General features: G+C 45.8%; 15 protein-coding genes. 9 read left to right on the plus strand and 6 right to left on the minus strand.

Features of this window, described 5'->3' with window-relative positions:
- The first annotated feature begins 5 nt into the window (after window positions 1-5).
- The 3 genes from Cabys_RS00670 to Cabys_RS00680 are packed head-to-tail and all read left to right on the plus strand — an operon-like array spanning window position 6 to window position 5,204.
- On the plus strand, window positions 6-698 hold the full coding sequence (locus Cabys_RS00670) for a FecR family protein (protein ID WP_006927440.1): 693 nt from the start codon (window positions 6-8) through the stop codon (window positions 696-698).
- A 9-nt stretch (window positions 699-707) separates the two neighbouring features.
- A complete protein-coding gene (locus Cabys_RS00675; protein ID WP_006927439.1) occupies window positions 708-3,044 on the plus strand; it encodes a hypothetical protein in 2,337 nt (778 codons plus the stop codon).
- A 9-nt stretch (window positions 3,045-3,053) separates the two neighbouring features.
- Window positions 3,054-5,204 (plus strand): CHASE2 domain-containing protein, encoded by a 2,151-nt coding sequence (locus Cabys_RS00680; RefSeq protein ID WP_006927438.1) that lies wholly within the window; start codon window positions 3,054-3,056, stop codon window positions 5,202-5,204.
- A 9-nt stretch (window positions 5,205-5,213) separates the two neighbouring features.
- On the opposite strand, the gene Cabys_RS00685 is transcribed toward Cabys_RS00680, so the two are convergent.
- From Cabys_RS00685 to Cabys_RS00700, 4 genes are all read right to left on the minus strand, one after another.
- Window positions 5,214-5,561 (minus strand): phage holin family protein, encoded by a 348-nt coding sequence (locus Cabys_RS00685; protein ID WP_006927437.1) that lies wholly within the window; start codon window positions 5,559-5,561, stop codon window positions 5,214-5,216.
- A gap of 333 nt (window positions 5,562-5,894) precedes the next feature.
- Window positions 5,895-8,309, minus strand: coding sequence for an ATP-dependent DNA helicase (locus Cabys_RS00690; protein WP_006927436.1), 2,415 nt, complete (start codon window positions 8,307-8,309; stop codon window positions 5,895-5,897).
- 3 nt (window positions 8,310-8,312) lie between these two features.
- Complete coding sequence (locus Cabys_RS00695) at window positions 8,313-8,918, minus strand: nitrate reductase molybdenum cofactor assembly chaperone (RefSeq protein WP_006927435.1); 606 nt, start codon at window positions 8,916-8,918, stop codon at window positions 8,313-8,315.
- Between the two features lie 76 nt (window positions 8,919-8,994).
- On the minus strand, window positions 8,995-11,073 hold the full coding sequence (locus tag Cabys_RS00700) for a S9 family peptidase (protein WP_006927434.1): 2,079 nt from the start codon (window positions 11,071-11,073) through the stop codon (window positions 8,995-8,997).
- 189 nt (window positions 11,074-11,262) lie between these two features.
- On the opposite strand from Cabys_RS00700, the gene Cabys_RS00710 reads away from it, so the two are divergent.
- Genes Cabys_RS00710 through Cabys_RS00720 form a run of 3 tightly spaced genes read left to right on the plus strand, consistent with a single transcriptional unit; the run spans window position 11,263 to window position 15,453 of the window.
- Complete coding sequence (locus Cabys_RS00710; RefSeq protein WP_006927433.1) at window positions 11,263-14,109, plus strand: M16 family metallopeptidase; 2,847 nt, start codon at window positions 11,263-11,265, stop codon at window positions 14,107-14,109.
- A 15-nt stretch (window positions 14,110-14,124) separates the two neighbouring features.
- Window positions 14,125-14,604, plus strand: a complete 480-nt coding sequence (locus Cabys_RS00715) for a hypothetical protein (RefSeq protein ID WP_006927431.1) — start codon at window positions 14,125-14,127, stop codon at window positions 14,602-14,604.
- A gap of 6 nt (window positions 14,605-14,610) precedes the next feature.
- Window positions 14,611-15,453, plus strand: coding sequence for a hypothetical protein (locus Cabys_RS00720; RefSeq protein ID WP_006927429.1), 843 nt, complete (start codon window positions 14,611-14,613; stop codon window positions 15,451-15,453).
- Between the two features lie 230 nt (window positions 15,454-15,683).
- Here the strand turns inward: Cabys_RS00720 and pyk are convergent, their stop codons facing one another.
- Both pyk and thyX read right to left on the minus strand, forming a co-directional pair.
- The gene (gene pyk, locus Cabys_RS00725; RefSeq protein ID WP_006927427.1) at window positions 15,684-17,108 is read right to left on the minus strand and encodes a pyruvate kinase; all 1,425 of its coding nucleotides are present in this window, start codon (window positions 17,106-17,108) and stop codon (window positions 15,684-15,686) included.
- 166 nt (window positions 17,109-17,274) lie between these two features.
- The gene (gene thyX / locus Cabys_RS00730) at window positions 17,275-18,156 is read right to left on the minus strand and encodes an FAD-dependent thymidylate synthase (protein WP_044281632.1); all 882 of its coding nucleotides are present in this window, start codon (window positions 18,154-18,156) and stop codon (window positions 17,275-17,277) included.
- 183 nt (window positions 18,157-18,339) lie between these two features.
- Here thyX and Cabys_RS00735 point away from each other — a divergent pair, with 183 nt between their 5' ends.
- From Cabys_RS00735 to Cabys_RS00745, 3 genes are all read left to right on the plus strand, one after another.
- Entirely contained in the window at window positions 18,340-18,840 is a 501-nt protein-coding gene (locus tag Cabys_RS00735) for a hypothetical protein (RefSeq protein WP_006927424.1), read from the plus strand.
- Entirely contained in the window at window positions 18,830-19,525 is a 696-nt protein-coding gene (gene nth, locus Cabys_RS00740) for an endonuclease III (protein WP_006927423.1), read from the plus strand. Before Cabys_RS00735 ends, nth begins: the two co-directional genes overlap by 11 nt.
- Window positions 19,526-19,842: 317 nt before the next feature.
- Window positions 19,843-22,101 carry an inorganic phosphate transporter gene (locus Cabys_RS00745; RefSeq protein WP_006927422.1) on the plus strand — a complete coding sequence of 753 codons (2,259 nt, stop codon included), beginning with the start codon at window positions 19,843-19,845 and terminating at the stop codon, window positions 22,099-22,101.
- The last annotated feature ends 289 nt before the right edge of the window (window positions 22,102-22,390 follow it).

The raw sequence follows: 22,390 nt of genomic DNA on the forward strand, positions 1-22,390 counted from the left end.
TAGGTATGAAATTGTTGTTTAATCTGAAGTATATTGTTCTAATTATTTTGATATTTCTTTTCAGTTCTTTAACGGCTGCCAACGAGCCTATTGCTATTGTCATTAAAGCTAAAGGAAAGGTATTTTTAGTTCATCAGGGAAGTAAAAAAGGAAAACCTGTTCGTCGAGGAACAAGAATTTATCATAATCAAAGTATTTTAACCAAGCAAAAGAGTTTTGCCATTATTAAGTACATTGATAACGGCGGCGTTGTGCGAATTCAGGCTAACTCTTTCTGCCGTTTTGAAGGGAAAAAACAAAAAAACTCGCTATTTAAAAATCTCTATCTGGAAGTAGGCTCCATATTTAACAGAGTCTTTAAAGAGAAAGGAGAATTTCGGGTTACCACCCCAACTTCCGTGGCCTCGGTTAAAGGTACAAAATTTTGGGTTAAACAAGAATTTAAAGGCGCGACCTACTATTTTGGGGAAGATGGGGTTGTTGAAATTTCTAATGGACGCGGCGTGGCTCTTCTTAAAGCCGGCATGACCGGCATCGTTAATTCGCCCAACAGCAAGCCCATTGTGCGTAAAACACGCAGCGGGGAAAAACCCGAACTAAAAGAAGACCAACGCGCCGATGAATTTCGACTCGAATTCGAAGACGCCCGGGGCAATACCAAAACCATAAAGTTTAAAATCCGTAAAGAAAATGAATAGCGATAAGTCATGAAAAAAATAATTCTTGGTTTTTTAATATTCTGGTTTAATTTCAGTCTTTTACATGCAGGAAGCTTTTATCACCAGCCCCCGTCAACCGTTTTACAGGGCGAGAAACTCCGCCTGGAGCTGCAGTCGATGGACTTCGACGGGGCACTCCTCTATCCGACCGTTTATTATCGGAGCCTGGGAGAGTTTGACTTTCACGCCCTGCCCATGGAAAATGACGGCTATTTGTTCTATGCAGAAATTCCCACTACCAGATTAAACCCTGGAAAAGTGCAATATTATTTCGCCATGCAGGGCCCCACCGGACAGCCGTACACCTTTCCCGAAGGCGCGCCGTACAGCAATTATTACGAAATAGAAATTTTGCCTGCCAATCAACGGACTCCGATTAAAAAAATAGAAGTTAACTTAATCTCTCCTGAAGAGGATGAGGTTCTTGAACCCGATGAAGTTTTTCTGGCCTTTTCCATCCCTCTGGATATTGAGCATCCGGAAAAATGGACGTATCGCATCACCATAGACGGGGTGGATCATTCTTCCCGGTTACAGACAGAAGGACACGTTATTTATTTTACGCCCTCTTCGGTACGTAGCGGCAGCCATACCGTAAGTTTTAAGGTTTACAATCCGGATGGCATTCTGGTTGGCCATAAACAATTTCAATTTAGAATTAGTGATATGCCTTCAAAAAACAACGCTTTTTCTTACAAAGGCTCGTTGTTTTTGGACAATCGAACGCAAACCATTGCCCGAAACAATTTAAACTACACGCGCTCGGGGCTGCGTTTAAATTTAAATTACAGAAAATTTCAGCTCGATACGCGTTTGATGTTAAACTCTAACGAAAGCGCCGATCGTCAGCCATTAAACATTTATTCCGCCCGTTTAAAATATCAGTTTTCGTACAAATATTACCTGTATTTGTGGGGCGGCGATGTTTTCCCCAATTATGACCCGCTGGTTTTGCAAGGACGGCGCATTCGCGGTTTAAGCGTTGGGCTGACCAGTAAGTTTTTTAATTTTGATTACACCCAGGGACAGTCGCTGCGCGCCATTGAAGGGCAGACCGCTGCCGATGATCCTGCCAGAATAATTCGTCGGGGAACCTACGCGCAAAAGTTTGTAAGCTTAAGGCCCCAGCTTAATTTTGGCAGTCATTTTAGCTGGGCACTTAATCTGGTTAACGGAAGGGACGACCCCGCTTCCATTCAATATGGCGGGAATCCCAAAGAGTACCTGGTGGTAGGAAGCTCCTTGGATATCAATTTGCACAATCGCAGAATTGTCATTCATGGCAGCGCTCAGGCCAGCATCAAAAATGTGGACGCCACGGGAGAAATCGATTTTGACACGCTGGCAACCACTCTGGATCTGAGTGAGTCGGAAAAAAACATGGCCGAACGCATCATAAATATCTTTACCAAACCGGGCTTTTTGACGCTTACGCCCGGCCTGGCGCCCCTGCCGACCTTTGCCTTTAATGTGGCTGCCCGCTTTAATTATTTTAATAACAGTTTAAGCATTATGTACAAAAAAATTGACGCCGATTATTACACGCCGGGTAATCCATTCCTCTTAAAAGATATTTCCGGTATTTTTATTAACGATTACCTGCGCTTTTTTAACAATCGTATTTTCATGAATATCTTTTACAACGTCTATCAAACCAGTGAGTCGCAGGGGATAGCCAAAACTTCAAGCAAAGACATCGGCGCGTCGATTTCATTAATGCCGCAAAGCAACCTGCCGTCGGTCTCTTTAACCTACATAAACTACAAACGTCAAAATGATGTGACCGAAGAAGACTCGCTTTTCATCCCGGAAGATAATGCCACGCAATCTATCGGACTTTCAGGAACCTATCAGTTTTTTGCAGGGAAAATCCGCAACACGGTTTCGGTCAGCGTAAATCATTTTCTGCGCGACGATGTTTACAAGATTTCGCAATCGCAATACAACCTGTTTACGGTTGGACTGAGGAACTATTTTCCGTTTAAGTTGGTTTCGCGTTTTACCTATTCTAAAAGCGCCAGCGAATTTGGCGCAATGGATGTAAAAACGACCAATGATATCGTACGCTACACCATAGGCCTGGAGTACATCATTGATAATTTTGTGGGGAACAGCCAGTTAAAACCTTTTGTGAACGGAAATTTTCAGACGATTGAAAATTCGACCCTTTCCCGTACCTACAAAAGGCAGAACTTTGCGGCAGGTCTTTATTTAAGAACAAAAAGGCTGGGTAATTTAAGCTTACGATTCGATTACATCAACTATGGTAATTTCCGTGATTACAAAGACACAATACTTTCAACGCGATATGAATTATTTTTCTAAAAATAGCGCATGAAAATTCAAAAACCTGAGCCCAAAAAGAGCATAATATTTCTTTTATTTTTTCTGTCGCTGTCTGGCGCTTATCTATTGAGCCATACCAGCGTGTTTCAGACCCTTGAGTTAAAATTTCTGGATTTAAAATTTCAATTGCGAGGAGCGCTGCCGATTGAAAATTCATCGGTGATCATTCTTGCCATAGATGATCAATCGGATCTTTCCACGCCCCATCGCTGGCCCTGGCCCCGCTCTTATTTTGCCCATGTTATTGAGAATCTTGAAAAAGCCGGTGCGGCCGTCATTGGCGTTGATGTTATTTTTGATCAACCGGATGTGTCAAATCCTCAAAGCGATGATTCGCTGGCTCATGTATTAAAGCGATATCCCAACGTGGTATTGGCGGGGAAGCTTCAACATCGCCGCGGCCGAATTTCCACCATCGAAGTGTTGCCTCCCTACCACAAGTTTACCGAAGCCAACAATAACTGGGGGCTGGTGTCGCTGGAAGCTGATGTTGACGGTTTTTACCGCCGCTATCCATTGGTGGCTCGCGTTCAGGATTCGCTATTACCCTCCTTTGCTGCAAAGATCATTCAACTGTATTTGCAAACAGAGACAGAAATTAAGGACCTGGATTCCGAAGTATGGATTGGCGACATTGCTGTGCCAAAATACGATTCCAGAAACATGTTGATCAATTATTACGGGCCGCCGTTTCATTATCCTTATGTGTCGTTCGATAATGTTCTGGATGATCAGGAGGTCGATCTGGTCGAAGAATATGATGTGGATGCCTTTGACGACCCTGGCGATTCCACGCTCGGCATCCCGCCCGGGCTGCTCTATTCCGGCGAGTTGAAAGATAAAATTGTCTTAATTGGCTCTACCATGCCGGAGCTACATGATAACTTCCCCACACCCTTTCTACAGGAGGCCTTTTCCGGCGCAGAGAAGGCGCGCGTTGAAATGCCCGGGGTCGAAATCCACGCCAATGCCATTCAATCTATTTTAGACCGCAACTTTATTGATGTCGCCAATCCCTGGTTCATGTTCGTGCTGAATATTTGTCTTGCTTTGCTTATTTTAATCTCTGTGCAAAAGAAAGCCACATTACTAAATTTATTTTTGTTTTTTTTGCTATCTGTGGCTTATGGTCTGATCTCCATTCTCTTTTTTACCAAAGGACATCTATTAATTCCCATAACCACACCCGTGCTGGTGATTTTATTTAGCTTCATCAGTCAAATTTCCTATCAATACATCCTTTCGCAGCAGGAAAAACGGATGTTGCGGGGCGTTTTTTCGCACTACGTTCCTGAAAAATTAATTCAGGAAATTATCGCCCATCCGGAAAAATTAGCTCTGGGCGGCGAAGAGCGTGAGGTTACGGTGCTGTTTTCCGACATTGCGGGCTTTACCACACTGTCAGAACACATGAAACCGGCTGAGCTGGTTACCCAGTTGAATGAATACCTTACGGCCATGACCAATGTCATCTTACGGCATGATGGAATCATCGACAAATTTGAAGGCGATGCCATCATGGCTGAATTTGGCGTTCCTGTCCATTTTGAAGGGCATCAAAAAGCAGCCTGCCTGGCCGCATTGGAAATGCAACAGGAGCTAAAAAAGCTGAATCGTAAATGGCAGCAGGCCCATAAGCCGCTGTTTGAAGTGCGTATTGGCATCAATACCGGCATAGTGATTGTGGGCAACATGGGCTCGGAAAAGGTGTTCGATTACACGGTGATTGGCGACCACGTTAACCTGGGCGCGCGCTTAGAAGGAGCAAACAAAGCGTACAAAACCAAAATTATGGTGAGTAATTTTACCTATGAAGCCGTGAAAGAAGATTTTATCTTTCGCCCATTGGATTTGATCCGCGTCAAAGGCAAAACCAAACCGGTGCAGGTGTACGAGCTTATCGGCTCACGCCAGACGCCATACACCGATCAATTCATGGAAATGCTCGATCTTTTTAATCAGGGACTGGTCGCCTACCGCCTGCAGCAGTGGGACCTGGCCAGAGAGTTTTTTGAACAATGCTTACGACTGGTGCCAAACGACGGTCCCAGTCAGCTTTACGTGGAGCGCTGTCAGTTTTTTGCTCTAAATCCGCCCGAACCCGATTGGGACGGCGTGTGGGACTTTAAAGTAAAGTAACAGCGATTTTTAATCTTCGCCTAAAATAGACTGCAAAATCACGCTCACAATACTGATTACCAGCGCGGCTAAGATGGCCACGCCAAACCCCGAAACATAAAAGCTATCCACAAAAAAGTCCGTTAACTCCAGAATGATCGCATTAATTATTAAGGTAAAAAGTCCCAAGGTCAGTAAATTCAGGGGCAGGGTAAAGATAAGCAAAATGGGCTTGATAAAGGTGTTTAAAATACCAAAAACAATGGCCGCCCCCACCAGAGCGCCGGTGCTCTCAAAATGAATTCCACTAAATAAAACATCCGTAAACCACAGGGCGGCAGCGTTGATAAAAAGCCGGATTAACATGTTTCTAAGCATTCAAGCCTCCTTCCATTTCAGATATTTTAAAGAATAATGGGCAGATGCGCAATAAAAAAAGAAAGGGTCAGTGTAAGTTTTTGCTTAACACTGACCCTTTGGGAGGAGGAGCTATGCGTTTCACATATTATATTCGGCCTTTTAAAATCAAACCTTTAATAATATGTCGCTTTTTAACCACGTCTATTATACGGGGAAGCCCCTGCAAAAGTTCAACGAAATTTAAAATTATTTTTGTTTTTTAACTGGTTAAGTGGATTGGCGTTCGTTTTAAAAGATTATCATGAGTCAGCGTCTCTGAGAGGTGATTAAAGATTTTTTTCATTTCCGGGATTAATCGGCGCGATCCATTTTTTGCCAGAAATTTTTAAGGGCCTTCAGGTAGTCGCTGGTAATTTCCACATCGTCTTCTTTGCGGAACCAATAATCGGGCAGCAGCAGATTAAAACGCTCGTCGGCAAAGCGATCGCCAATGAGCAGCACAACGCCTTTGTCCGTCGCAGAGCGAATCAGGCGTCCCACGGCCTGAATAACCTTATTCATGCCCGGATAAATGTAAGCGTATTCTTCGCCCATGTGGTAGGTTTCTTCGTAATATTGACGCAGGAGCTCGCGTTCAAAGCTCACCTGGGGGAGGGCCGGGCCGATTACAATCACGCCAATGGCCATGTTGCCGCTAAAATCTACGCCTTCGCTAAAAATGCCGCCCATCACGGCCATAAGCAGATGGGGCGCTTGGCCGGCTCGTAACTTATCCAGCGTCTCATCGCGTTCTTTTGCCTTCATGCCCGGTTTCTGGATGATTTTTTCGCCCGGTATCTGATTCAAAAACACATTAACCAGTTGTAAAAATTCAAAGCTGGGGAAAAAAACCAGATAGTTGCCCGGTTTAACGGAGATGGTATTGCGGATGATCTCAGCGATTTTAGGCGCGTTGCGCAGGCGGTCTTTATAGCGTGTGGAGATGCCCGGTACAATAATCAGCTTACGGTTTTCCAGAGGAAAGGGAGAATCGAGCTGCAGAAAGCGTGTGCGCACCGCGGAAAAACCCAGCAGGTTTCGGTAGAATTCCATGGGATCCAGGGTGGCCGACATGGCGATCACGCCATGAAAGCGGTCGATGATCTCGCCCAGGTAGTGGGAAGGATCGCAGCACTGGATGTGCAGAACGCCGTCGTTCATGGCGTTGAAAAAGGCGACAAAAGCGCGGTCTTCGATATGAGCCACCCGTACGAAACGGCGCAGTTGATAGAAAATCGCTTCCAGGGGGTCGTCCACAATCAGTTTTTTTGCGCGGATTTTGTAGATCAAATAGCGGATGAAAGCCGCTTCAAATTGTTTAAAAGCTTCGTCTAATTGCTTAAGATCGAGCTGGGTTAAAAAATACTGCTGATGCTCGTAATTCAGCTCGCCCTCGCGCTGCAGTTGATCGAGCATGGATTTGAATTCTTTCAGCCCGCTGGTTAAATCCCGGTAAACTCTGGCGCGCTGTTGAGCGGTAAAGGCGATCAATTCGGCCAGTTTGCGGCGTTCAATCTGCGGAGAAAGGTAGTTCATGCCCCGCTCGTACAGGTTGTGCGCTTCGTCGATGATCAAAATCCAGTCCGAAAAATCTTTGCTCATGAACAACCTACGCAACTGAGCCGCCGGATCGAAAACGTAATTGTAATCGCCGATGATCAAATCCACATGCGCCAGTAAATCCATGCTGACTTCAAACGGGCAGAGTTGCGCCCCGGCCGCCGCCGAAGAGATCGCTGCCGGATCAATAAAATCGTTGGCCAGCAAATTGGGCAAAAGATTGCTGGAAAGAAGCCGCTGATTGTAATCTTTAATGTAAGGACAAAAAGACGGATGGCAGAAAAAAACATCGTTTAAGCACATCTTTTCGGAAGCGGTAATGACCATGGCCTTTAAAGGCAGGCCCTGGGCAATAAGCGGCAGAACAGTTTCAACGGCGATGCGCTGCTGCGTTGTTTTGGAGGTGATAAAAAAGATCTTTTTATTGTTCAAATAGGCGTGGCGAATGGCCGGATAGAGCGCCGCGGCGGTTTTTCCCGTGCCCGTGGGCGCGGAAGCCATTAAATGCGCGCCCGACTCCAGCGCCTGCCGAACTTCGTCCATCATCATTTGTTGCTGAGGACGTTCTTCCGGCAGATCGAATTGAATTTTGCGGATTAAAGCCTGACGTTCGGCCAGCTTCTGGCGTTCATCCAGGATGCGCTGTACAATTTCTTCAAAACGCACCTGCAGCATGCGCTCTACCTGCATTCGATTGTAAACAATGGGGAACGAGCGCTGTTGATTGTTGATCAAATTAACCAGGATTAAAAAAGTTTGAACTTCCAGCCCATCAAAGGAATCTTGCAGCAGGTAGGCGTAAAACAGCAGCTGTTCGCTGAAATGCGGGTAGCGCTCGATCTGCAACCGTTTAAATTCTGCCGGCCGCAGGATGACCGACTTAATCTCTTCGATTTCCATACGGTCGGACAACTGGTAAACGCCGTCGATTCGCCCCTGAATGTGAAAGGTGAAGTCGCGGTAGGCGTATGCGCGATTTACCGTAAATTCACGGTGGAACAATCCGAAATGTTTTTGTTTGGATTCCTGCACGCGTCTGTGCGCCTTTTGCCCTAAAACGCCGCGCTGGGGCAGCGGGAAAGAAGAAATTAGAGGTTGATCTGGCGGGTAATGCACCAGATCGCGAACCGCCAGGTAAATATCGTTGTTTTCAATACGAATGGCCATATGTTATTCTAAATCGATTGAATCAATATCCGGCGCTTCCTGCGCCTCTGCCATCAGGTGAATTAAGTCATGCAGACCTTTGGCAATTTCCTTGTAAAAAGTGAGCGTGGTTTTCTGGTAAATGGTCGCGCACAATTTGGGAATCGGTTCTTTTAAAAACTTTTCATAAAAATTTAAGATTGATGGCTCTTCTTCGTAATCCAGCGCCGAAGCAAAATATTCCAGAACATGGGTCACAAAGTCGGGATGCTCGCCGCTGTACTGGGAAACGCCGATATCAAACAGAAGCTCTTCTAATTCCGAAAGATCGTGCATGGGCGTCCAATCTTGCAGTTGTAAAGAGATGACCGGCGGAATTTCCTTGCGCGGGGTAAACAGGCGCGTGTACTCGGCCTGCAGAGCTTTCATCTCTTCGCCCTGATAGTGGTTGATGATGTCTAAAATGCGCGCCGTGATGGTGTTGTCAAAGGCGTTTTCGATGTTTTTTTCCATCTCTCTGAAAATGTGCTGCAACTCGTGCGTCAGCTCGTCATAGGGATAGGTCAGAGTTCTGGCGTAAAAATTAAAGGCATTGGCCAGCACACTGCGGTTAAATTGACTGTATTTCATCTTTTACTCTTTCGTTCGTTTTTTTATGTAACATAAACGATGTTTGCTGCAAAACTTGCCTGTCCGCTATTGATTGTTATTCCTTGTCTTCATCCTTAAAGGCCTGATTGCGTAACATTTTAACCATATCGTAAGGCGCGGGTTCCCCGCCCAGAAATTTATGAAACCAGTCCAGATGCGCGTTGTAGTAAAAAGGCATCGATTTAACGTAATTGGGCCAGTGGCCGTCGTTTTTAAAAACAATCAGACGCGAAGGCACGCCCATTTTCTGCAATCCGGTAAAAAATTCAAGGCTTTGTGTGTAAGGCACGCGGTAGTCCTTTTCTCCGGTAATGACCAGACAGGGCGTTTTAAAGTTTTTAACGTAATTATGGGGCGAAGCTTTGCGGTAGTATTGTGGATTATCCCATGGCGTTCCGCCCAGATCCCATTCGGGGAACCACAGCTCCTCGGTAGCGCCGTACATGGCCGGCAGATTGTAAACGCCCATCATGGCGGCCAACGCTTTAAAACGCGTGGTGTGGCCCTCCAGCCACATCATCATGTAGCCGCCCCACGACCAGCCCATGGCGCCCATTCTGGCGGAATCGACAAAAGACAGACGGGCCAGAGAATCGGTTACGGCCATGATGTCCTGATAGACCTTACCCTCCCAGTCCTGCGAAATGGCGCTGGTGAACTCCTGGCCGTAGCCGGTTGAACCATGGGGGTTGGGAAAGGCCACCACATAGCCCGCGCCGGGGTAAACCTGCCAGTCGCCGCGGAAGGCATCGGCCCACTGGTACTGCGGGCCGCCGTGCACGTTTAAAATTAACGGATATTTTTGGGAAGGATCAAAGTTATGCGGCGTAATGACAAAAGTATGGATTTTACGGCCGGTGGGCGAGGATATCCACAGCTCCATGGCCGGCCGAATATCGACGGAATCTTCGATGGCCTTGTTAAAAAAGGTCAGGCGCTGTGCTTTTTTGTTTTTCGCCGCCCTTTTGATTTTAATACGCGCCAGTTCCGAAGGCTCGGTAATGCTATTCCGGCTGGCAACAAGCCACTTGTTTTGCGGATCGATGTCGTAGCTCGTAATGGTTTTAAGATCGGCTATTTTTGCGATTTTGCCGTTTTTTACTTCAACGCGATAAATGGGGTAGCGGCCTTTTTCGTGAACGCGAAAGTAAATGTACCTTGAATCGGCCGACCAGCGGTAAGAGTCTGTCCAGTTGTTTAATGACTCGCTTAAGATTTTAACGGTTTTGTTCTTTAAGTCGTAAACGGCCAGGCGTTTTAAATCGGACTCAAAACCGGGGATTTTTTGCGTTTGAAAGGCAATCCAGCGGCCATCAGGAGAAAAAACAGGCTTGCCGTCGTAGGCCGGATTGTCTTGAGTTAGATTTTCTTTTTGCCCGGATTCAAGATCGATCAAAATTAAATCATTATTGGTGGAGCTGGCCGGATCGGGAACCAGCTTTGCTTCCACACAAACAAAGCGGCCGTCGGGTGAAACGTCGAATCCGCCCCACAAGGGCGGGTAGTCGTAATCGCCGGGCGTGATATCGGTATATTTTTTAGACTTCAAGTCGAAAAGGATCAGATGGTTTCGTTTGCCGTCTTTGTAAGATGTCCAGTGCCGGTAGAGCAGGGCGTCGGCCATGTGCGCCTGCAGCGGGCCGTTTTTCATGCTTTGTTCGATTTCTTCATTGCATTCTGGATCGGCGCCGCATTCCGGGAATACCTCGCTGACAAAGATAATTTGGTCGGCGCTGCGCCATTTTACATCCTGAACGCCCATGGGAAAATCGGTCAGACGTCGGGCCTCGCCGCCGGAAGCGGAAATAACCCAGGCCTGCGCGCCGTTTTTGCGCGTGGAGACAAAAAGGATTTGCTGACCGTCCGGCGACCAGCGTGGAGAAAAATCGGAAGCAGGATTGAAGGTCAGGCGTCTTAATTTGCTGCCGTCCATGTTCATCAGGTACAGTTCGGAATTGGAAGCGCCTTTGTGCAGATTGTAGGAGGTCGCCACAAAAACGATCTGTTTGCCGTCTGGTGAAATCTGCAGTTGAGACACGTTTTTGATTTTGTAAAGAGCCTCAATGCTAAAAGGCGCTTTTTGGGCCAGAGCAAAGGCAAAAAAGAAAAGAATTAAAAATAACGTTCGCTTCATGGTAACCTCCTATTTTTTAAGGCCATCAAGTTAGAAGTTTTTACCGCCTTGCGCAATATTTTTTTAGCGGCGTTCAACCTGCGGTAAGTCTGTTTTTGCTGCATAAAAGTGAACGCCTTTGAATTTTTATTTGTCTTAAAATCCGGAAATTTCGTAAAATCAAATATACTTAACAAAGGAGTCGTTTTTATGAAAAAATATTTTCTATTCTGGGCAATCATCTCTTTATTGGTGATGTCCAGCTGCGCGCATCTAAAGCAAGACTATGCGGCAGAAAAGTCAGAACAACAAAACGCATTTTCCTTAAACACGCCTCTGCCTTTTGACACCACCATTATTAAAGGACAGTTGCCGAACGGTTTGACGTATTTAATCAAACAAAACGCCAAGCCCGAAAAACGGTTGTTTTTGCGTCTGGTTGTTAAAATCGGTTCGGTGGTGGAAGAAGATAATGAGCAGGGCATTGCTCATTTTTGCGAGCACATGGCCTTTAACGGCACAAAGCATTTCAAAAAACAGGAGTTGATCGATTTTCTGGAGTCTATTGGCATGCGTTTTGGCGCGGACCTCAACGCTTACACCAGCTTCGATCAAACCGTTTACATGCTGGAAGTGCCCACCGATTCATTGCCCTTAATTCGTCAGGCCTTTCAGATAGTGGAAGACTGGGCGCACAATGTGCTCTACGATCCGCAAGAAATCGACCGTGAGCGGGGCGTGGTCATTGAAGAATGGCGCAGAGGGCGCGGCGCGTATCAGCGTGTGCGTGATCAATTTTTGCCCGTTTTATTTAAAGAATCTCGTTACGCAAAACGCCTGCCCATCGGTAAAAAAGAAATTCTGGAGACTTTTCCGCATGAGGTTCCTCTCAATTTTTACAAAAAGTGGTACCGGCCGGAATTGATGGCCGTTATTGTGGTTGGCGATTTCGATCCGCAAACACTTAAAGATTTAACGCTGGAACATTTTTCGAACCTGCAGAATCCGCCGAATGCTCCCGAACGCGTCTATTATCCGGTGCCGCCGCAAAACCGGACCATTTTTAGCCTGGCTAAAGATCCTGAATTGCCGGTGGCGCAGATTGAGATCGATTACAAAAGAGACCCGGACACGGCGCGCGTTGTGGCAGATTACCGCAAAAGTTTGATGGAGAGCATGATCAGCCAGATGCTGAGCAAACGACTGCAGGAATACACCTCCAGGCCGAATCCGCCCTTTAACTATGCGTACAGTTCCATGATGCGCCTGGTTCAGACTAAAGAGATTTTTACCATTGCCTGCGCGGCGCGTAGCGAAGATATTCTTTCTGGTTACAAAACGCTGTTAATCGAGTCCAGACGAGCCCTGGAGCACGGCTTTACGCCTTCTGAGCTGGAACGCCAGAAAAAGTCCATTTTGAGTTATCTAAAAAAAGCATTTAATGAACGAGATAAACAAAATTCTAAAAAATTGATTGAAGAATACACGCGCCATGTTCTGTACATGGAATCGGTGCCGGGCATTGAAAAAGAATTTGAGATTGTCAAACAAATCCTGCCGGGAATATCCCTTGCCGAGATCAATCAACTGACCGGAGAACTGTTGCAAAACCCCGATCGCGTCATTGCCGTGATGGGGCCGGACAAAGAGGGCGTGTACTTTCCCACTGAAGATACTTTGAAGACCATTCTGGCCGCGGTGGATACGATGAAGATCGCCCCTTATGTGGATCAAAAGATTGCCAAACAGTTGGTCGATAAGCAGATTACTCCCGGCAGCGTGGTAAAAGAGATCAATCATTCCGATATTGGCGTTATTGAATGGCGCTTAAGCAACGGAGCGCGTATTCTGCTAAAACCGACCGATTTTAAAAACGACGAAATTTTGATGAATGGTTTTAGCTTTGGCGGATATTCGCTGGCGCCCGACAGCATTTACGATTCGGCCAGATTCAGTTCGGCCATTGCCAGCGCATCGGGACTGGGTAAGTTCAATCGCATTCAATTGCGCAAGTTTCTGGCAGGCAAAGTCGTTCGTTTAAATGCCGGTATTTCCAAAGATACGGAGGAATTTAACGGCTCTTCTTCCGTAAAGGATTTTGAGAGCCTGCTGCAAATGGTTTACCTGAATTTTGTATCGCCCCGTTTCGACTCCACGGCCTTTCAATCGCTGATAGCTCGCCAGAAAAGCTGGTTAAAAAACAAAGAGCTGGATCCGGAAGCGGTTTACAACGATTCGCTGATTGTGTGGCTAACTCAGCGCCATCCCCGTTATTTGCCAGTTAACGAACAAACGCTTTCGCGCATCCGGTTGAAGCCGGCGGCAGATTTTTACCGTCAGCGCTTTGATAATCCGGGCGATTTTACCTTTATTTTTGTCGGCAGCTTTAAGCCGGAGACGATCCGGCCGTTGCTTGAAACTTACATCGGCGGTATTCCTGGCCATGAGGAAAGAGAGAAATGGGGCAGCCAGGATTATACCCCGCCCGATCAGGTGGTCGAAAAACGGCTTTACAAGGGCGTTGATCCTAAAAGCGTTAATACCATTATCTTCAGCGGGCCCTTTAACTGGTCGTTTGAAAATGTGCGCAAAGGACTGTTTATGGCCGACATTTTAGAAATTAAATTGCGCGAGCGAATTCGTGAGGCAGAAAGCGGCACCTACAGCATTAGCGTACGCGGAAAATTTTACCATATTCCCCGACAGCGCTATGAGCTATTGATCCGCTTTTCCTGTGATCCAAAGCGCGTGGAAGAGCTGACCGCAGATGTTTTTCAACAGATCGACAGCCTGCTTCAATTTGGCCCGCAGGAAAAGGATTTACAAAAAGTGCGTGAAATGTATTTAAAAGATTATGAAGAAGGGTTGAAACAAAACGGTTTCTGGCGTTCACGTTTGCACTATTCATTGTTTCATCAAATTCCGTTCGATCATGTTTTACGGATGGATGATATTTACCGCTCGATTACATTGCAAGATGTACACCAGATGGCGAAAGAGTTACTGAATAAAAAACGATATTTACGAGCGGTGCTTTTACCGGAAAAGTTAAACTAACATAAAAGGAAAATTATGCGAGCAAGACAGATTTTATTGGTAGGGTTAAGTAGTATCTTCTTTATTTTGTGCGCAAAAAATGAGGATAAATATATTCCTCAGGCCATCAAAGAATTTACCCTGGTAAAAAAGATCGATGGAGAGGAAGCGCGGGAGTTTATCAATCGTTTGCATTTAAATCAGGTGGCGCCTCAAAACAATGAGATTGCCTTTTACAAAAGCGGGCATAAGGAGATGACGCTTTATTTAACGCATTACCAGAGCAGGTCACTGGCCGAAGAAGACTGGCAACGAATGGTAAAAAAAATCTCTCCTGAAAATTCCGTTTTTATTGGAGGAGAAGTCATAGAGCTGGATGGACGGCAAGTTTATCGTTGTTATGGCATGGGGCAAACGCATTTTGTTTTTGTGGATGAAAATGTTCTGATCTGGTTTTCCACACCGACCGTTGGCTCAGATGATTGGTTTAGGGCTTACAGCAGTTTTTTGAATTGAAGAACGATGGCTTATGTTGGGTTAACGATTCTGTGTTCAACCGCTATTGCGCTCATTCTTAAGTGGAATGACGCTTTAAAGGCGTCTGCCATTTATTTATTGTTGGGCAACTATCTGGTTGCGGCGGCCATCTCTCTTTTCTTCTGGAAAAACACTCCCGGGCAACCGGCGAGCTGGCAAAGCCTTGTTTTGGGCCTGCCCCTGGGCGGATTGTTTGTTTTTTCGTTTTTTGCGTTTACAAAAGCCGTGGCAGCTTCTGGGGCTTCGCTTGCGACGGTTAGCGCGCGACTTTCGGTGGCCATTCCGGTTCTTTTGTCCATGGTTTTATTTGATGAATTGCCTGGTTTTTGGCAGACGGTTGGGCTGGCTTTAGTTGCCCTGACCCTCTGGTTTTTTTATCAATCGTTAAAGAATCGGCAAACCAGAGCCATTCATTGGCCCGATTTTTTTTACCTGTTTGTTTTATGGCTGGGTATTGGGATTAATGATTTCAGCCTGAAAATTTTTCAGAACTGGCGCGGCGTTTCGGAAAAATCGTTCTTTTTGCTGGTCATTTTTGGCAGCGCATTCATTTACACCTTTTTAATCGTTTATGTTCAAAACATTAAATTAGACCGTGCGGCTTTTACTCTGGGATTGGCGCTGGGCATTCCAAACATGTTCAGCGCATTTTTCATGATCAATGCGCTTCATGCATTGCCGGGCGTTATCGTTTATCCAACGGTCAACCTGGGTATTATATTGCTGACAACTCTTGGGTCCTACATCATCTGGAATGAGAAATTAAATTCGGCGGGATTACAGGCGCTTTTGAGCGGCAGCCTGGCCATTCTGTTTTTAAATCTTTAAGGTAAAAGAAGGGGCTGTCCCAAAAGTCAAAGACAATGTATTTTTATAAATTTTTTCTTTCCCTCACCCCCTTTAATTCCCCCTCTCCCGACTTCGGGAGAGGGGGAAAGGAGGTGAGGGTTATTGTTAACTTTTTTCTATATTTCGCATATATATACATTTAATATCGCTTTTGAGACACCCTCTTCGCCTTAAGATTATCCCCCCATTTTTTACCGATCACGTAGCGCTTAACTAACCTGGTGCAGACGCAAAAGATTTGTGCCGCCCTGCTGCCGGCTGGAACCGGCAATAATAACCAGCCGATCGGAGCGCTTAACCCAGTTGCCGCTTTTTAACATTTGTTCCAGCTCGGAAAGATCTTCCGTTAAAAAAAGCTCGTTTTCAATGAGTACCGGAACAACGCCCCAGTAAAGACTCATTTTTCGATAGGTATGGGGAGAAGTGGTTAAGGCCAGAATCGGCGCTTCAGGCCGGAAATTAGACATTTTCAATGCCGTAAACCCGCTGCGTGTCAAAACAACAATAAATCTGGCCTTAATTTCAAAGGCGCTGTGATAGGCAGAGTGACACACGGAAGTAGGAAAATCCTGTAAAAGATTTTCAATCCGGTCGTCCGGCTTCAGTCTGAAAAACTGTTGGTGCTTTTCGCTTTCTTTAATGATATTGTTCATTGTTTTAACGGATTCTATAGGGTAGCTGCCAAAAGCGGTTTCACCGGAGAGCATGACGGCGTCGCTGCCATCATAAATGGCATTGGCCACGTCGGCAGCCTCGGCGCGGGTGGGGATGGGATGCACCATCATGGAGTCCAGCATTTGCGTGGCGGTGATCACGGGTTTGTTTTTTAACATACATTTTTCGATGATCGTTTTTTGCACCGAAGGCACCTTTTCGGTAGAAATTTCCACGCCCAGATCGCCCCGAGCAACCATCACGCCGTCGCTGGCATCGATAATGGCCTCTAAATTTTCCAGCGCTTCGGGCTTTTCCAGCTTGGCAATGATGGGGACGGCCCGCTCTCCCATGAATGCCCTGAGTTCGTGAATGCTTTCGGCGTCCCTTACGAAAGAAAGCGCCACATAATCGATGCCCTGTTGAAGGCCGAACAACACATCTTCTTTGTCTTTATCGGTTAAAGAAGGCTCGGAAATGTGTACGCCGGGCAGGTTAATGCCGCGCCTGTCGTAAAGGCTGCCGCCATTGACGACCTCGCAAACAACATCTGTGGCGTTTTTAGATTGAACGCGTAGTTTGATGAGACCATCGTTTACAAGAATAACATCGCCGGGCTTAACGTCATTTGGCAAATTCTGGTAGGTGGTGCTCACCTGGCTCTGGTCGCCTAAAATCGGGCGTGTGGTAATGGTAAAGGTGTTACCCGGCTTCAGGTTGACCGGCGGATTTTTAAAACGGCCAATGCGAATCTTGGGGCCCTGCAAGTCCTGCATAATGGCCACTGGCTTGCCCAGAGCTGCCGCGACTTTGCGGATGCGTTCGATTTTTTGGCGGTGTTCTTCATGCGTACCGTGCGAAAAGTTTAAGCGGGCCACGTCCATTCCGGCCTGGATGATCTTTCTTAGCGTATCTTCATCTTCGCTGGCTGGCCCGATGGTGCAAATGATTTTTGCCTTGTGATCAAAAAATGCCTGCATGACCTTCCCTTTTTTGTAATGGTAATTTACTACGATCGGATTGACTGGCCAAAACTTGATGAATGCCTTTGCTTATGTTGCATTCGGTGCGCACATTAAACTAAAAGTCTATGAATCCCTGAGTTCGACGTTTAAGGATTGATGTGGAGCGCCAACCTAAAGTAAATCACTCGCTCCATGGAGGCGTAATGCCCATTTCTGCCAATTTCTTTTCAAATTCCAGACGCTCAATGTGTCCGCTTAATTTACCGTCTTTGTAAACAAGCCAGCCAAAATCGGCGGCCAGAGCCACGGCTTTTTCGCTTTGTCCCTGGAACATTGCGCTTAAAATTTGTTTTTCAAGATGAGAAAACGTGGTGGCGTTGACCACGTAATCCAGAAAAGCCTCCCAGGTTAACGGCACCCAGCGGGCTACAATTTGTTCGCCAATGGTTCTGGCATATTGGCGGATTTCGTATTGGGCGTGTTCATCCATGCGCAGGTGTAAAAAGTGCAGAAGGTTGTGTAAATCTATTTTCCAGTAGGCTTCGGTGTAGGTGCAAAGCGGAAGATCTTTACGAGCCTGTTCCCTTGCAACTCCCAGTTGCAAGCGTTCTTCGTAAATTTTTCTGCTTAATTGATGCAATTCGCGTTCTCTGGCGCTAAGTTTTTCCCCCTGTTCTGCATCCAGCGTACCTTCGCTGCCCTGGCGATTGACCGTGGCCTGCAATCTCCAGGCGTCCGGTGCCGTTTGGTAGGCGGCGTCAATGGCGATGGAATAACGCGTGGAATACTCGTTTACGTTTGCCGTACGATGGCGAATCCATTGCCGCCAGGTATCCATGGGAACGCGTACGTGCAATTTGATTTCGCACATTTCAAAAGGCGTGGTGTGCTGATGACGGATGAGGTAACGGATCAGTCCCCGATCCTGATGCCGTTTTTTTGTGCCCTTGCCGTAAGAAACGCGCGCTGCCTGAACGATGGAATCGTCGCTGCCCATGTAGTCGACCACGCGCACAAAACCATCATCTAAAATTTTAAAGGGCTTGCCCAAAATTTCTTCCATTTCTGGCACTACAGGTCGTTCAATTTTTTCAAACTTTTCTTCCAATTATCCGTCCTTCCATTTTTTCTTTGAATTTATTGATCGCCGTTCAAATACTCAAATTTTTTAAAAAAATTTCACTTTGAAATTTTAAAAAGTTTAAGTATCTTTGTGTTCGCTGTAAACTATTATCAAAGAAAAACTATGTACAAAATATTGTTGGTGGAACCCGAAAATTCAGGTCATACGCTTATTCTTCATGAATTTCTGGAAAACTTATCTCCCTTACTGAACATTAAGGGCTTCCGAACAACCACACTTGAAAAGCCCGGTCACATTAAAATGAGTCTTTTATCTCAGCCATCTGTTAATATAGAACTCGATTTATCACAACAAGCGGCAGATATTGAAAAACAAATCGAGCCTTACATTGAAAAATTCATTTCGGAGTTGAGTGTTTTTCAGGTGGTCGATCTTTTTTTGCTGGATCGATTAGGCGGTGTGGAGCAAAGCGTGTTCCGCTTAAAGCAACAGATTATTACCGTATTCAGTTCGCGTATCCCGGTTATCGGGGCAGTGCAAGCCCATGAGGTTAAGAAATTAAACTACCTTCTCCACAAAATTCCCATTAAGTTAATTAAACTGGAAGATGTTAAGGAAAGTGATGTTTCGTTACAGTTGATAAAGGAATTGTATGACTTATAACAAGCTCACAGGTAAGGAGCTCAGCAGACGGCAAATTAATGAAATACTGAAGATTCTGGAAGAAACATACAACGGGGCGGAGACGGCGTTAAAATATAAAACGCCCTTTCAATTGTTAATTTCGACCATGCTGGCCGCGCAAAGCACGGACAAACGCGTAAATATTGTGACAGAAAAGTTGTTTAAAGATTACCCAGACGCGGCTTCCATGCGGCGCATGAGCGAAGAGCAGATACGAGAATACATAAAAACCGTGGGGCTTTACAAAGCAAAAGCTAAAAATATTTTAAACGTAAGTGAGATCCTGGATGAGAAATACGGCGGCGACATCCCCGCCACGCGTGAAGAATTGATGGCTCTGCCGGGCGTAGGGCGAAAAACAGCCAACGTAGTTTTGAGCATTGCCAAAAACGTGCCGGCCATTGCGGTGGATACGCACGTGTTCCGCGTCAGCAACCGAATTGGACTGGCGCGAGCCAAAGACGTTTTGAACACGGAAAAACAATTGATGGAAAGCATTCCCAAAGAAAAATGGTCGCAGGCTCATCACTGGCTGATCTGGCACGGGCGAAAAATTTGCCGGGCGCGCAATCCTCTTTGCACGGAATGCCCGCTCAATCGAATCTGCTTGTATTACCGGCAAAATGAAAAAGAGGACGAAGGGGCGGCAATCGCTGAAAAATGATCCTCAGCTCTTTTTAGGCTATTTGAAGTCCCCGGACCTTTTTAAAAAGTACCGCCAGTTTTGTAAAAAACAAAGAAGAATATTTTTTTTCTAACCTTTTTTTAACGTTAGTCTTACCGCAGCTAAAAAAGAAGTTGATTAATAGCCTTTTACGCGGTTTTTCTCCACCATTCTAAAGACAATGGGCCGCGGCCGATCAAAAAAGCCAGGTTAAGAATTATTTTTTGAAAAATACTTTACCGTTTGTTAATTTCAAATTTGTGAATTTAGGGATAATCGTTGAAATAGAAACTGAAAGCAAAAAAAAGGAATGATAAATGGGAATTGAGTTTTACTACTATGCAGTTTTGATTCTGGCCATGTTTGCCGTTTTCGACATCGTTGTTGGCGTTAGTAATGATGCCGTTAACTTTCTGAATTCTGCCATTGGCTCGAGGGTTGCTCCTTTTTATGTGATTATGATCATTGCAGGTCTTGGTCTTGTTTCGGGCGTAGTTTTTTCCAGCGGCATGATGGAGGTAGCCCGTAAGGGAATCTTCCATCCGCAATTTTTTACCATGCCCCAGTTAATTGTGCTTTTTCTGGCTGTAATGATTAGCGACGTTATTTTGCTGGACGTCTTTAACAGTTACGGTCTTCCTACTTCCACCACGGTTTCGGTTGTATTCGAGCTGCTGGGCGCGGCCGTTGCTATTTCTTTAATAAAAATATTTTCTGAAAGTCAGTCTATCGCCATGCTGGCTGAGTACATCAACACCAGCAAAGCGTTGATTATTATACTTGGTATTTTACTCAGCGTGGGCATTGCTTTTATTGTAGGAGCGATTGTTCAGTTCTTAACGCGTCTGCTTTTTACATTTGATTTTAGCAAACGGCTGAAAAAGTATGGCGCCCTGTGGGGGGGGCTGGCCCTGGCTTTTATCACCTATTTCATTTTGATTAAAGGCGCTAAAGGCGCTGCTTTCATTACGCCGGAAATGTTAAAATGGATTCAAACGCACGCCTTTAGTATGCTGGCTATCATCTTTGCGGTTTCGGCCATATTTTTGCAGATATTGATCTTTTTAAATATTAATATTCTCAAACCCATTGTATTGATTGGAACGTTTGCTCTGGCCATGGCCTTTGCCGCCAACGATCTGGTTAACTTCATCGGTGTGCCCATGGCTGGCTATCACGCTTACGAGGCCGCTGTGCAAACCAGTGCGCCTTTAACCACAACCATGGAGGCGTTAAACAGCAAGGTGCCGGCAGAGCCGCATCTACTGCTGCTGGCTGGTATCATTATGGTTGTTACGCTGGCTTTTTCTAAAAAGGCGCGCACTGTAACTAAAACCGAAATTGATTTGAGTCGGCAGTCCGAAGGCGAAGAGCGCTTTGAATCCGTCTTTCTGGCCAGAAAAATTGTGAAGTTCTTTATTAGATTTTTCGATGCCGTCAAAAAAATTCTTCCGCAGTCGGCTCTAAACTGGTTTCGCAAAAGGCTGGATTCCGAACACTATCACCACCATCTGGCGGATGAACATACTCCTTCGTTCGATTTATTGCGCGCAGGGGTGAATTTGATGGTGGCCAGCGCGCTAATCTCTTACGCCACGTCGCACAAGCTGCCCCTTTCCACTACCTATATCACCTTTATGGTAGCCATGGGAACTTCCTTTGCCGATATGGCCTGGGGACGCGAGAGTGCCGTTTACCGCGTGACCGGTGTGTTGACGGTTATCGCCGGCTGGTTCATGACCGCCTTTGCCGCTTTTGTTTCGGCGGCGCTGATCGCTACTTTTATCTATTTTACCAAAGCTATCGGCGTGGGGATCATGCTTCTTGTGGTGATTGCATTTATAGCCCGCAATCACATTAAACATAAAAAACGTTTTATCGAAAGCGAAGCCACCGAAGTTTACAACCTGAAAAAGATTACCGATGCGCATTCGTCCATTCACACTACTTTCGAGCAGATGGGCTTTTTGGTGCAAAAAATTCGTGAATCCTTAGATACCGCGCTGGAAGGTCTTTTTCAGCAAAATGAATACATTATCAAAAACGAAAGAGCAAAGAATAAAACATTCCAGAAATGGGCTAACATCATAACGGCCAACATCTTTAAATGTCTGCGTCTTTTGCAAAAGGAAGAGGCAGAGCTTTCTTACAAATATGCCAACACCATTCGCCATTTGCAGCGCATGGTTGACGGCCACCGCGATATTGTAAACCGCTCGTATTTACACGTAAGTAACCACCACAAAGGACTGCTGGGCGTGCAAATTGAAGAATTAAGCGAACTTAAAAATCAACTGTTAGAAATGCTAAAGGATGTTGAAAATACGCTGCACGCCAACGAAGAGCTTGACTACCATAAATTGGAAGAAAAGCACACCGCGCTGGAAACTCTGGCCGAAAGACTAAACGAGAAACAGATCGAACGCATTAAAGACGGCTCTTCCAAAACGAGGTTGAGCATCCTGTATTACGCCATTGTCAATGATGCGCTAATGCTTTCCAAGCAAAATTTGAAGATTCTTGAGATTTTTTCCGAAGTGTTGCACGGGGCCAAATCGGTTCTTGAAGAAAATTAACGCGACTTCTCCCGGCGCTTGCACAAACACGCAAAGGCACAAAGAAAAAGACGGGTTTAGGATACTTCCTCTGGAAGATCTATCCAGCCCGGGCGGGATTTGAAAATTTTTGTGCTGCTTTTAAAACTCATCCCCCAGCCCCTTCTCTTTAAAAAAGAGAAGGGGCGTAAATAGCGCCGGTTTTGTTTAGCTTTTGTCTTAAATGTTAATTAATTTTCTGCGATTATTGGCGTAATCTGCGAGAAAATTACTTGGCGCGCGTTACGGTTGATTTTGGTTGCGGCTTCGC

This window comes from Caldithrix abyssi DSM 13497, assembly GCF_001886815.1.
Lineage (GTDB): Bacteria > Calditrichota > Calditrichia > Calditrichales > Calditrichaceae > Caldithrix > Caldithrix abyssi.